The 13,013-nt window shown below is 44.1% G+C and carries 10 protein-coding genes; 2 read left to right on the forward strand and 8 right to left on the reverse strand.

The window, feature by feature from the left end:
* The first annotated feature begins 184 nt into the window (after window positions 1–184).
* The gene (locus HM003_06840) at window positions 185–1,807 is read left to right on the forward strand and encodes a WD40 repeat domain-containing protein (protein ID MBX5329047.1); all 1,623 of its coding nucleotides are present in this window, start codon (window positions 185–187) and stop codon (window positions 1,805–1,807) included.
* 84 nt (window positions 1,808–1,891) lie between these two features.
* Here HM003_06840 and gltA read toward each other — a convergent pair whose 3' ends face one another.
* The 7 genes from gltA to HM003_06875 form a co-directional block, all read right to left on the reverse strand.
* Entirely contained in the window at window positions 1,892–3,316 is a 1,425-nt protein-coding gene (gltA, locus tag HM003_06845; GenBank protein MBX5329048.1) for an NADPH-dependent glutamate synthase, read from the reverse strand.
* Window positions 3,288–4,127 (reverse strand): sulfide/dihydroorotate dehydrogenase-like FAD/NAD-binding protein, encoded by an 840-nt coding sequence (locus tag HM003_06850; protein MBX5329049.1) that lies wholly within the window; start codon window positions 4,125–4,127, stop codon window positions 3,288–3,290. Before HM003_06850 ends, gltA begins: the two co-directional genes overlap by 29 nt.
* A 3-nt stretch (window positions 4,128–4,130) precedes the next feature.
* Window positions 4,131–5,342, reverse strand: coding sequence for a hydrogenase iron-sulfur subunit (locus HM003_06855; protein MBX5329050.1), 1,212 nt, complete (start codon window positions 5,340–5,342; stop codon window positions 4,131–4,133).
* Window positions 5,343–5,449: 107 nt separating this feature from the next.
* Complete coding sequence (gene trxB, locus HM003_06860) at window positions 5,450–6,382, reverse strand: thioredoxin-disulfide reductase (GenBank protein MBX5329051.1); 933 nt, start codon at window positions 6,380–6,382, stop codon at window positions 5,450–5,452.
* A 64-nt stretch (window positions 6,383–6,446) separates the two neighbouring features.
* Complete coding sequence (locus tag HM003_06865) at window positions 6,447–7,259, reverse strand: arsenite methyltransferase (GenBank protein ID MBX5329052.1); 813 nt, start codon at window positions 7,257–7,259, stop codon at window positions 6,447–6,449.
* A gap of 12 nt (window positions 7,260–7,271) precedes the next feature.
* Window positions 7,272–7,511, reverse strand: a complete 240-nt coding sequence (locus tag HM003_06870) for an AbrB/MazE/SpoVT family DNA-binding domain-containing protein (protein MBX5329053.1) — start codon at window positions 7,509–7,511, stop codon at window positions 7,272–7,274.
* 101 nt (window positions 7,512–7,612) lie between these two features.
* Window positions 7,613–8,722: a (Fe-S)-binding protein gene (locus tag HM003_06875; GenBank protein MBX5329054.1), complete on the reverse strand. Its 1,110-nt coding sequence runs from the start codon at window positions 8,720–8,722 to the stop codon at window positions 7,613–7,615.
* 99 nt (window positions 8,723–8,821) lie between these two features.
* Here HM003_06875 and HM003_06880 point away from each other — a divergent pair, with 99 nt between their 5' ends.
* Window positions 8,822–11,188, forward strand: a complete 2,367-nt coding sequence (locus HM003_06880) for a 4Fe-4S binding protein (GenBank protein MBX5329055.1) — start codon at window positions 8,822–8,824, stop codon at window positions 11,186–11,188.
* A 94-nt stretch (window positions 11,189–11,282) separates the two neighbouring features.
* Here HM003_06880 and tgtA read toward each other — a convergent pair whose 3' ends face one another.
* Window positions 11,283–12,833, reverse strand: coding sequence for a tRNA guanosine(15) transglycosylase TgtA (tgtA, locus tag HM003_06885; protein MBX5329056.1), 1,551 nt, complete (start codon window positions 12,831–12,833; stop codon window positions 11,283–11,285).
* Between the last annotated feature and the right edge of the window lie 180 nt (window positions 12,834–13,013).

The following is a 13,013-nucleotide window of genomic DNA, read 5'->3' on the forward strand; positions in this document are numbered from 1 at the left end:
CCATCCAGATAAGTGGTGAGCCCCTAGCAGAAATTAAAACTTTGCGACTTAATACTACAACTTTCGCTTGAGGAATTTCTTTTGTCTAATGAAAGGTCATTTGAAATATGAAGAAAAGCAGTGCTGGGTTAACATGCATAAGTATTAAAAATCAATTGTGTGAAAGATAGTGGAGTGATGTGTCATGAAAAGAAAAATCGTTCTCACCCTAACATTGACAATACTAGTATCTGCCTTATTATGTGCAAAACTTATCTCAACAAACCACGCAGACGCCACGCAAACAACCGTGCAACTTCTATGGACGAATCTCATGGAAGTATACGATGTGGCAGTTTCAGCCGACGGCAACTACCTAGCCGCAGTAAACGACACTGGCTTACATTATTTCGATGCTGACAGCCCCAACCCAATATGGTCTTACCAGCCAGAAGCAGGCACACTTATTTCCGTGGCTATATCAGCTGACGGTGACTACGTAGTAGCAGGCGACACTAATGGGCACCTACATTACTTTAACCAGTCAACCCAGAGAACAGGCAGCCAAACTGCGCCAACATGGACAAGCATTGGCATGGGTCCTGGACCAGTAGAGAAGGGCACCTTGGATATGTCGGCAAACGGCAACTACACCGTAGTAGGCGGGACAGGCATAAGCATATGGTACTACGCTGGATGCACAGCACGAACAGGGTCAGACCAACCCCCAACATGGACCTACACAGCAGGCGTAAGTGATTACCGCACTGTTCACATCTCACCAAACGGCAAATACTTAGCAGGCGGAGGGGCAAGATACGAAGGCGGATTTGTAATTTTCTTCAAAGACGCCGATACACTTGAAGGAACTCCATCGCCAACATGGATGGCACAGAATCAACTAACCAGCACAATAACGGAATTGGCACTGTCAGATGATGGCTACACAGTAGCAGCAATAGACTACGGACCTAGCCCTTCAACCCTGTACTATTGGGCAAACGCCACAAACCTAACAGGCGACCCAGAAGCAACATGGACAAACCCAGGCTCGTTCAGCTGCGTAGGCGCTAGCGGTAACGGCGACACTGTAGTAACAGGGGGCATCTACTTTACAAGTGTGCACTACTGGGCAAACGCAAGAACACGCACAGGAACACAAGACGAAGACTGGATAAACCTAACCGAAACAAACGTGTACGACATAGCAATAAGCAAAGACGGAAGCATAATGGCGGTTCCAACAATGGACCCCTCATCAGGCGATTATGCAGCTTACTTCTTAACAGCAAATGGTAACATCATAGGCAACATTACACTGCTGTCTTTTGCAAACATGGTTTCAATGTCCACTGCGGGCACAACAGTAGCTATGGCTGGACCAGGCTACGATAGCCTATACCTATTCAAAATAGAAATAGACTCGACCCCTCCCTCAATAAACGATGTTTACCAACAACCAGACGAAGACAACGTGTATCCAACCAACACGGTAATAGTCTACGCCAACGTGACAGACGACCAAAGCGGAGTAAAACAGGTAACGCTAAACTATACGACCGGCAACGGAACATGGTTCACCCAAGCAATGGAATTTTACATATCAGACATCTGGAATACCACAATACCAGCCTTCCCATACTGCACAACAATAACCTACATAATCATAGCAGAAGACAACGCTCACAACACAATATCAACAGAAGAACTAGGATTCATGCCTCATTACCACGTAATCCCAGAATACACGCCCACAATACCCATACTAGCACTAATGACAGCAACAACCCTAACAGCCGCAACCTACAAAAGAAAAAGAAAACAATAACACACCCCATTTTTCTCATTAAAACACAATTCACCAAAAAAATTCAACCTATAAATAAGGGGGGTCTATACCCTTCACAAGCACTTACTTCTTCATCAAATACTCATGAATCGCCCTCGCCGCTTTCTTCCCAGCACCCATAGCACTAATCACAGTCGCCTCACCAGTCACAATATCCCCACCAGCATAAACACCCTCAAGACTCGTCTTACCATTCTCATCCACAACAATCGTGCCCCACTTCGTAACCGCCAAACCCTCCGTAGTGCGCTGAATAATCGGATTAGGCGTTCTACCAATCGCAACAATCACCGTGTCAGTATCCATAACAAACTCGCTGCCCTTAACAGGCACAGGTCTACGCCTACCACTCTCATCAGGCGGACCCAACTCCATGCAGATACACTCCATCTGCTTAACCCAGCCTTTCTCGTCGCCGATAAACCGTGTAGGCGCAGCCAAAAACTTACACACTATACCTTCCTGTTCCGCATTTTCAATTTCTTCCTTCCTTGCTGGCAGTTCCTCTCTTGAACGCCTATAAACAATACAAACCTCCTCAGCACCCAAACGCAAAGCAGAACGCGCACTATCCATGGCTACGTTGCCACCGCCAATAACAACCACATGCTTTCCAATGCGGATTGGAGTGTCGTAACACGGAAACGCATAAGACTTCATAAGATTAACCCTAATCAAAAACTCATTCGCACTATAAATCCCACCCAAATCCTCACCAGGCACATTCATAAACGCTGGCAAACCCGCACCAGTCCCGATAAAAACCGCGTCAAAACCACGCTCTTTAAGTAATTCTGGAATCGTGTAAGTACGCCCAACCAAAAAGCCACACTTAAGCTCCACACCCAACCGTTGAATATAATCAACCTCCGCCTGCACAATCTTCTTCGGCAAACGAAACTCAGGAATACCATAAACCAAAACGCCACCAGGCAAATGCAAAGCCTCAAAAATGACAACCTTATGCCCAAGCTTAGCCAAATCAGCAGCAACCGTCAAACCAGCAGGACCAGCACCAATAACCGCAACCTTCTTCCCAGTTGGCTTCGCAATTTCTGGAACCTTAAAGCCGCGTTCCCTCTCCCAATCAGCCAAAAACCGCTCCAAACGCCCAATACTAACTGGCTCGCCAACCTTTCCAACAACGCACTTCAGCTGACACTGCTCTTCCTGAGGACAAACACGCCCACAAATGGCTGGCAAAGAATTTTTCTCCTTAATCTTCGCTATGGCTTCCTCATACTTGCCTTCACGCAACAATTTGATAAAAGCTGGAATCTCAATCTCAACTGGACAGCCAGTAACACACTGCGGCTTTGGACACTGCAAACAACGATTCGCTTCTTCAAGCGCCTGCTCTTCGGTATAACCCAAAGCAACCTCATTAAAATTATGCCTACGCTCTTCAGGTTTCTGTTTGGGAATCGGCACGGCTTCCTTCTTAATTTTGGGTTTAGACTTACTTTCCGCCACAACGGCAACCTCCATGCAACTCCCATAAAAGCGAGCTTAAACGCTCTTCTGGCAGAAACATGCGTTGACGCTTAATCAAACCGTCAAAATCCACCTTGTGTCCATCAAACTCTGGACCATCAACACACCCAAACATCATTTTCCTGTCAACAGTGACCCTGCAAACGCCACACATTCCCATACCATCAACCATGATAGGCGTCAAAGTCACAACTGTTGGAATACCAAAAGGCTTCGTGATTTCGCTAACATTCTTCATCATAACAACGGGACCCATAACAACACAACGGTCAAACTTCTCCTTAGCAAGAACATCCTTAAGAAAATCTAAACCCTTAAACCCCTTAGAACCATCATCAGTCGCCACGTAAAACTCATTACTTAACGCCTTAATTTCATCCTCATAGAAAAGCAAATCCTTAATCCGCGCGCCAACAACCGTGACAACAACATTACCTGCATAACGCAATGCTTTAACTTGCAAACGCATAGGCGCAATCATCACACCACCAGCAACACACAAAACCCGCCCAAAATGCTTAATTTCTGAAGGATTACCAAGCGGACCAGTAATGTTCCATATGCTATCGCCTTTCTTCAAAAGCCCCAACTGCTTAGTGGATTTGCCAACCTCATTGAAAACAAAAGAGATAGTCCCTTTTTTCGCGTCGTAATCAGCAATAGTAAGCGGAACACGCTCGCCTTTCTCGTCAACAATCACAATAATGAATTGTCCAGGCTTAGCCTTCTCAGCCATTTCAGGAGCATAAACCTCAAACAACTTAATCTTTGGAGCCAACTCTTCATTCTTCAAAATCTTATACATCCACTAAGCCTCCACTTTCACCAGTTTCAAAGGCGGCAAAGCCGTAACTTGTTTCCAAAACACATCCAACTTTTGGTTAAAGTCACCTACGCATCTTGGAGAAGCTTCAAAAAGCATAAAACGTTCTTGCAAACCCATTTTTTTCAAAGCGTCTTTTAGCACTGTCGTGTTTCTTTCTGCCGTGTCCCTTCCTTCTTGCAGTTTGCAGTCTTCTGCAGAGCACACAACTGCCATTACGCCGTCAAAGCCGTTCTGCAACGCGTTAACAACGTGTACTGGGTCAAGCGCCTTAAAACATGGAACCTCCAAGACAACAGCATTTCGCTTCTTGAAAAGCTCGCTTTCAGGGTCATCCAAAGCCTTAAACTCTGACCATTGGCAACTGAACACCAATATTACTGGTGTTTTTCCTCCAACCTTTAGTTTTTTAGCGGCTTCTCCATAACGTTTTAGAACATTTTCAAACTCGAAACCTTTAACTTGAATGGCATGGTGTGGACAAACAAGTTGACACGCGCCACAGCCCATACAGTAATCGTAAAGTATTTTGGGAGTCGCGAAAGGTTCAGCTTCAATAGCAGCGTATGGACATATGAAAACACATTTGTCGCAGCCAACACATTTTTCAGTTTCATAAACAACTTTCCGAGAATACTTCACAACTTTCACGGCGTCTTTGCTGAAACCCAACTGTTCAAGCACACTTCTGCCCAAAAGAAGCCGTCTCGTGTTAATCTTCGTGCCTTCCTTAAAACGGCAGAACGCATCTTCACACTGAACCGAAACAACATTCTTGATGCCGGATTTCAAGACCTTAAAAATGAATTCTGTTGGAACACGCCCAGAACACGGCAAACGCAAGGGAACATAATCCTTGACGCTTAAGCCCTGCTCAGCCAAGATTTCTTCAATTTCACACGTTGAAGGCGAGTTTCCACGGCACATCAAAACAAGCGTGTCACTCTTCACCTTTTTCCTCATGCAGTCCACGTAATCTACTAGTGTATTGTAGTCATAGTATACCATTTCAATGGCAAAAACTGGACAAGCACTGTAACATATACCGCAAACTTGGCACTTCTGTATGTCTATTTCGACTTTGCCAGTCTCAGCATCTCGCGTTATAGCTTCATACGGACAGACTGAATAACAAATTGAACAACGGCTACAGTAATCTTGATTGATAGTTACTGCACTAACGCATTTTTCATTCATCCTTGACACTTCTCCAATGTTAACTGCTTTCAGTTCCTTAATGTGTCAACCGCGCTTAGAAATCTTCAAAATGGATTTGCAACGATATAATAGTTTTGCAGCATTCCCTATTTTTTGTAATATGGTCTCCTAATGTACCCATAAGCTTCTAATGCTGCCGTTATGCCTTGCCCAACTGCTGCTCCAACTTGCTTGACGGGGTGATTTGTAACGTCGCCTGCAGCGTAAACTCCAGGAACATTTGTGCGTTGGAAAATGTCGATTTTAATGTAGCCACGCTCGTCAACTTCAACACCAGCCTCCTTTGCCAATTGACTGTTTGGGTCCTCGCCGACTTGAATGAAAACGCCATCGATTGCCATCTCTCGGGTTTCGCCACTTTGATTATTAAACAATATTACTTTTGTAACTAGTTTTTCGCCTTGAATTTCCCGCACTTCAGTATTCCACAAAATTTCAATGTTCTTTTTCGCAGCCAAATCTTTAACAAGAGCTTCTTCAGCGCGAAACTCGCTTCTGCGATGAGCAATTTTAACTTCAGATGCAAGTCCAGCAAGATATAAAGCCGTCATCACCGCTGAGTTTCCACCACCAACAACGAGAACACGCTTATCCTTAAATAATGGGCCATCACAGATTCCACAATAGCTAACACCTCTCCCGCGAAATTCCTTTTCGCCCGGAACATTAAGTTCGCGATAATGCGAACCAGACGCAATGATGACAGCGTTTGCCTCGTAAACTGCTCTGTTGGTTTTCACGATTTTCTTTTCGCCTTTAAGGTCCAAGCCAATTACGCTTTCGAATTCGCGGATTGTCACGCCTGTGCCTCTACAGTGCGCTGCCATCTTCTGTGCCAGTTCCATTCCATTTATGCTTTGAAATCCAGGATAATTCTCAATTAATGGAGCATCCACAGCTGTGCCTCCAGCCATTTTTCCTTCTAAAATGAGTGTTTTTAGACCGCTTCTTGCGCCGTAAATTCCAGCGGCAAGTCCAGCAGGCCCAGCGCCAATGATTATTAATTCCCAATTTTCCATGTGCTTTTCCCAAGAACAATAGTTGGGAGGTTGTTGTTTATGAATTATTCGTAATTGTGTGTTGCTATTTTGGTTTTATGCCGTAGACTTTGATGCTGGCAATTGAGTTAGCGTATTCTTTCATTTCTTCCAGTGAAATGTCAAAATCTTTCATCATAGCCTTTGCAGATGGGTCGTCAACAACGAAATTTACGGGGAAACGTGTTTCTTCAACAACCTTAACGTCTTGAAAGCCAGCGTTTTTGATTAATTCGAGATATTGGGCCTTCATCACTGCTCCGGAAATGCAGCCAACGTATGCTTGCTCGTTTTCCTTTATCGTTTTGGGTAGCTCTTTCAGCAAGACGATGTCAGAAATCATTAATCTTCCACCAGGCTTTAGCACTCTGAAGGCTTCTTCGAAAACTCTCTTTTTGTTTGGTGAAAGGTTGATGACGCAGTTTGAAATGATAACATCAACTGTGTTGTCTGCAACTGGAAGATTCTCAATTTCTCCAAGTCGAAACTCCACATTTTTGTATCCGCCTTTTCTACAGTTTTCTCTTGCCTTGTCAATCATTTCAGGAGTCATATCAACGCCGATGACGTGTCCTTTTTCTCCAACTTTTTTCGCTGTAAGAAAACAGTCAAGTCCGCCGCCAGAACCAAGGTCAAGAACTGTTTCGCCTTTCTTAAGTGATGCAAGCGCTACTGGATTTCCACATCCAAGACTGAAAGCGGCGCCTTCGGGAAGCGATTCCAGTTCTGTTTTGCTGTAACCAATCTTCTCATAATTTGTGTTGCATTCTGAACTGTTGCCGCAGCAGCAAGATTCTCTTTTAGCAGCCTTAGCGTAGCTTTTTCTCACTATTTTCTTGATCTTTTCTTCTCTTACCAAGTTAACACCTTCTTACTTAAAAACATCCTTCAATATTGGTCCAAGCATGTTTTTCACTGTGTTTCCAAGTGCTTCAGCTTTGACCATCATGATGCAGCATACTTCGCCGTTGTGTTCGCATCCTATAACTGCTAATTTATCGTTTGGTTTCAGTTTGGCTTTTTCTCGTAAATCTTTTGGCAGAACGATTTGTCCTTTAGAATCAACCGTCACTACCGCGTCGACTTTGCAACATCCCTTATTGTTACTCATGTTTTCACTTCTTTAGAGACAATGCAAAGCAGAATATTTAGGCTTTTCTGGATATTCTGATTTTTCTGAAAAATCCAACAACAAATAATATAAAAGAAAAGCTAAATCGCCAAAGCAAGCAGTTCCGCTATATCCATTATCTGGATTTTGCCCTCATTTCCAGTCGTCTTAACAGCATCTTCTATGGTTAATAGACAGAATGGACATGCCACAGCCAAAATTTCCGCTCCAGCTTCAACAGCATCCTTAACGCGGATTTCTGCCAAACGTGGACCTGGAATGTCAACCCAAAGTCTTCCACCACCACCTTCGCAGCAAAGGCTTCTGGCTCTTGAACGGTCAAATTCTAACAGTTTAACTCCTGGCACGCTTTCGATGACTTTGCGTGGTTCTTCGTAGATGTTGTTTTGTTTTCCGAGGAAGCATGGGTCGTGATAGATTACTTTTTTGTTAACTTCTTTTGTGAAAACTAGTTTTTTCTCGTCTATCAGTTTTGCAAGTAGTTGCGTGTGATGTTGCATTTCAACGCTTGTTTGATTATATCTATTCTTGAATGCGTGAAACCCGTGAGGACAGCTTGTTACAGCTTGCTTTACATTGTATTTGTTGAAAATTTTCATGTTTTCTTCAACGAGAAAATCGAACAAGCCTTTCTCGCCCATACCGTAAACTTCGCTTCCACAACACGTCTCCTCATCGCCCAACACGCCAAAGTTTAATCCGGCTTTCTGAAAACACGCCCCGAGGCTTTTGGCTACGCTTTGCACTCTCGGGTCATAGGCTGATGTGCAACCAACATAATAGAGGAATTCTGCGCCTTGCGAAATATGTTTGAGATTTAAGCCTTGACTCCATTCTGAACGTTTGTTCCGAATTCGTGCCCAAGGGTTGCCATTTTTGAATATGCTTTCCAATGCATCGCGAATTGTCGGTGCAATTTGTCCTTCTTCGACAGCCATGCTGCGAATGTCAATTAGAAATTCGTATGGGTTTATTTCTTTTGGGCATCGCACGCCGCATGTGGAGCATGTCGTGCAACTCCACAACTCATTCTGCGGATGAATTGTTAACTTGCCAAGTGTGGCGACTTCGCGCATGTATTTTCTAACGTTTAAGTTAGCTTTTCTTGCTACTGGACAGCTTCCAGTGCATGTTCCACATTGGATGCATTCGAGAAGTTTATGTTTCTGTGCGAGTTCTTGAGCGTTCATGTTCAACATCACTTTTAACTAAATGGGGGCATAAGATTTTTAATAAGTGTTTTCCCTTGTATCATCTAAAACTATCATGGAAAGCGGAGATTGTCAAGAATGGAAAAGAAAACACCGAGAATCGGGATTTTCGTCTGCGAATGCGGCGGAAACATAGGCGACGTTGTGGACGTTAAAGCAGTTGTTGACGCAATTAAAAATTGGGAAGGTGTAGCAGTAGCCAAATATCACAAGTATTTATGTTCTAAACCAGCTCAGGAAATGATTATTGAAGCCATAAAAAAGGAGAATCTGGACAGAGTTGTAGTTGCTAGCTGCACGCCGCGTATGCACCTTGCTACTTTTCAAAGCGTGCTGGAAAGGGCTGGGTTAAATCCTTACATGCTTGAGTTTGTGAATATTCGAGAACAAGATTCTTGGGTTATGGGTCCACATCCATCGCAGGAAGCTACGAAGAAAGCGGTAAGCTTGATTAGGGGTGGTTATGAGCGGAGTAAGGAGCTTGAGCCTTTAGAAACTATCAGCGAGAAGGGTTCGCGGGAAATTCTTATTGTTGGCGGTGGAATTGCTGGGATTACGGCTGCGCTTGAGCTTGGTTATTTGGGTTATAAAGTGCATTTGGTTGAGCGAAAGCCGAGTATCGGCGGGAACATGGCGAAGTTGACGAAGGTTTTTCCAACTTTAGATTGTGCACAGTGTATTTTGACGCCGAGGATGGCTGAGGTTGGTAGGAATTCGAATGTTAATTTGCTTACTTATGCTGAGGTGCAAGAAGTTAGTGGGCGTCCTGGTAATTATAATGTTAAGGTGTTTATGAAACCGCGTGGTGTGGATGTTCAGAAGTGTAGAAGTTGTGGTGTGTGTGCTAAGGTTTGTCCGGTTTCTGTTCCGGACGAGTTTAATGAGGGTTTGTCGAAGCGAAAGGCGGCTTACATTGAGTTTCCGCAGGCTGTTCCTTCTGCTTATGTGATAGATTTTGAGGCTTGTAACAAGTGCCGTAAATGTGAGCAGCTTTGTCCTGCTAAAGCCATTAATATTGATGATGCTGGGCAGGTTGTGGAGTTGAAGGTTGGCGGCATAATTTTGGCTACTGGTTATCAGCTTTATGATGCGCGTAAACTTGAGACTTTTGGTTATGGTGTTTACAAGGATGTTATTACGATGATGGATTTGGAGCGGTTTGTTTCTGCGACTGGTCCAACTGGTGGGTATGTTAAGCGTGCGGATGGCATTGATGTTAAGCGTGTGGCGATTGTTTTGTGTGCTGGTTCGCGTGATAAGAAATATATTCCTTATTGTAGCCGCATTTGTTGCATGTACGCTTTGAAGCAGGCTTTTGTGTTGAAGAAGATGTTGGGTATTGATGTTACGATTTATTATACGGATATTAGGGCTACTGGAAAGGGTTATGAGGATTTGTATTGGCGTGATCAGGAAGCTGGTGTTACTTTTATTCGTGGGAAAGTGGCGGAAGTTTTTAAGAATAACAGTAATGGTAAGCTTGTGGTTCAGGCTGAGGACACGTTGACTGGTGAGGTTGGCGAAGCAGAGTTTGACATGGTTGCTTTGGCGACGCCCATGGTTCCTCCTAAGGGTTTGAAGGAGCTTGCGGAGAAGATGAAGGTTTCGATTGGTGAGGATGGTTTCATAACTGAGAAGCATCCGAAGCTTGACCCTGTGGATTCGCTTGTTACTGGAATTTTTGCTTGTGGTTGCGCTTTGAGTCCGAAGGATGTGCGTGATACGGTTAGTGATGGTTTGGGGGCTGCTGCTAAGGCGGCTTTGTTTTTGAAGAGTGATTATGTTACTACGAGTCCGGAGAAGGCGTTTGTGATTGCGGATTTGTGTAACGGTTGTCAAGCATGTGTGCCTGTTTGCCCAGTTAATGCGATAACGATGCAGAATGGTAAGGCTAAGGTTGACCCGTTTCAGTGTGTTGGGTGCGGTGCTTGTATTCCTGTTTGTCCGCAGGAAGCGATTGATTTTCGGAATTCGACGAGTAGGCAGTTGTTTGCGCAGTTGCGTGGAGTGCTTGCGGATAAGGATGCTGGCGAAGTGCGGGTTGTGGCGTTTGTGGATAAGAATGTTGGGTATACAGGTATGGACTTTTTGGGTTTGGACCGTGCGAATTATCCGGAGAATATTCGTATTATCGCGGTTCCTTCTACGGCGATTTTGGGTAGGAAGCATTTGCTTAGTGCGTTTGCTTTTGGTGCAGATGGTGTTTTGGTGATTGAAGGTAGTGAGGAGATTGATGAGAAGTTTACGAAGAAGCGGATGATTGAGTTGGGTCGGGAGTTGGCGCAGTTTGGTGTGGAAAGCATGCGTGTGCGGTATAGTTATGTGCCTTTGCCAGTTTATAAGAAGGCTGCGGAGTTGTTTTCGATGTTTACTGAGCGTATTAAGAAATTTGGTCCTTTGGCGGACGAGAAGCGGAATGCGATAAGGCAGAAGTTGAATGTTTAGGCGATTGTGTTCTTTTTGTGCGCGGAGAGTTATAGCCCCCCTTATAAATAGGTTGAAATTGTGGTTAGGGTTTGGGTTGTTGGTTAGGTCGAAGCTATTTTGTGTTTAGGATTTTGAGTGTGATGGGTTTTTGTTTGCAGGCTTTTTTGCACGCTTTTAATATGGTTTTGTTCCAGTTTTGTGGGTAGTGTATTAGCGTTATGGTTTTGTAGTTTGTGCGTTTGATGTAGTTTGCGATTTGGTTTGCGACGTATTCTATTGTTTCTTTGTCGAGTGGCATGGCGGTTTCGTGTTGTGAGAGGGGGTAAACTTCGTCGAGTTCGATTGGGATTACTCCGAAAGGCGCAGCGTAAAAGCAAATGTGCATGTCGTTTAAGTTTTTGTTGAGGCTTTTTTGGATTTGTTTGAATTCTGGTGATTTGTGGAAGGGTTTTGTTCGTGTCTGTGGCACAAGCAAGAGAGTTTTTGCGTTTTTGGGTGGTGTGTATCTTTCTGTTAAGCGTTTTTTGTGGCGGACTATTTCTGGTCGCATTAATCCTACTGAGCTATAGTAGAAGAGTCCGCTTGGTTTTGTTGTTGGGCTATGTTTTTCGATGAATTCTTCATATTTCTTTAATTGTTTTAACGCTTGGAGCAGTGAGGGGTGGACGTGGGCTCGCATTTCCAGGTGTTCCCATAGACGTCCGTCTTTTATGGCTTGTTTTATGCGTTTTAGCTCTGCAACACAGACGTATAGGTTGTGTTCTGCAAGGAAGACTTCTCTTTCGTTTTTGGGCATTTCCAAAACTTGTTTCGGCGTCACCTTTGCGCATTTTGGGCATGTACATGGGAAATAGTCTAGGTCGTTTAAATGGTGTGTGCCCGAGTCTGTCATGTAGCGGTTTTGGCGGGCGTATATGGCGTAGGCTGCAGAGTCGAAGAAGTCGCATCCGAGAGCTATTGCCAATGCGAACATGAAGGGGTGTCCAGCACCGAAAAGGTGTAAGGGTCTGTCTGATGGCAAGTTCATTTTTGCAGTCATTATCATGTCTACGAGTACGTCGAAGCGGTAGGTTTCCATGACTTCTGTTGGGCTTCCTAAAGCGTGAATTTGGAAGGGCAACTTGCTCATTTCGCGGGCGGATTTAGCCACTAAATCTAGATGTTTGCCTCCTTGGACTGGACCAACCCATAGGATGTCATCGCGGGTTTTGGTTTTGAAAAGCTGTCGTGCACGTTTTAGTGTTTCTTTTACTGTGTTTTGTGCGTGGGTTTTTGTGACTTTCCAGCCTGTTGGAATGTCTAGGATTGTAGCGATGTCCGTGTCTATCTGTTCTTGGTATTGGATTATTTCTTTTTGTGTGATGTCTATGTTGCCGTAAACGAGGATTTGGTAGGCGCCAGAATCCGTCATTATTGCACCGTCAAAGCCTAAAAACTTGTGTAAGCCTTGCTGTATAGGCTGATCATGGAAACGCTTGCGGATTATGTAAGCGTTGGTTATTAACGCGTTTAAGCCAAACTCAGTCATTATCCTTTTCGGCGGAATAGGCTGAATAGAAGGGTTAACAACAGGAAACAACAAAGGAGTCTCAACAATACCGCTTTTAGTTTTTAACCTACCAATCCTCGCAAGCAAATCCCGCTCCCTAACCTCAAAATTCATTATCAAACCTAAACAGAATCAGAATGAACGTGCTTATAAAAATGTGGACAGAGTATGTGGTTGAACCGTAAAGTATATCAGAATGTTTGCATGGAAAGATTGTTGGAGATTGTTATGTGTTTGTAACTATGAATATTTAAGACATTGCTTTAGTTTAGAGAGACAAATGAGGTAAATTAG

It is taken from the genome of Candidatus Bathyarchaeota archaeon A05DMB-5, assembly GCA_019685655.1.
In the GTDB taxonomy this organism is placed as follows: domain Archaea; phylum Thermoproteota; class Bathyarchaeia; order Bathyarchaeales; family Bathycorpusculaceae; genus DSLH01.

Coding starts and splice junctions, on each gene's coding strand:
- HM003_06840 (MBX5329047.1), top strand. CDS start 185: ATGAAAAGAAAAATCGTTCTCACCCTAACATTGACAATACTAGTATCT.
- gltA (MBX5329048.1), bottom strand. CDS start 3,316: ATGGAGGTTGCCGTTGTGGCGGAAAGTAAGTCTAAACCCAAAATTAAG.
- HM003_06850 (MBX5329049.1), bottom strand. CDS start 4,127: ATGTATAAGATTTTGAAGAATGAAGAGTTGGCTCCAAAGATTAAGTTG.
- HM003_06855 (MBX5329050.1), bottom strand. CDS start 5,342: ATGAATGAAAAATGCGTTAGTGCAGTAACTATCAATCAAGATTACTGT.
- trxB (MBX5329051.1), bottom strand. CDS start 6,382: ATGGAAAATTGGGAATTAATAATCATTGGCGCTGGGCCTGCTGGACTT.
- HM003_06870 (MBX5329053.1), bottom strand. CDS start 7,511: ATGAGTAACAATAAGGGATGTTGCAAAGTCGACGCGGTAGTGACGGTT.
- HM003_06875 (MBX5329054.1), bottom strand. CDS start 8,722: ATGAACGCTCAAGAACTCGCACAGAAACATAAACTTCTCGAATGCATC.
- HM003_06880 (MBX5329055.1), top strand. CDS start 8,822: ATGGAAAAGAAAACACCGAGAATCGGGATTTTCGTCTGCGAATGCGGC.
- tgtA (MBX5329056.1), bottom strand. CDS start 12,833: ATGAATTTTGAGGTTAGGGAGCGGGATTTGCTTGCGAGGATTGGTAGG.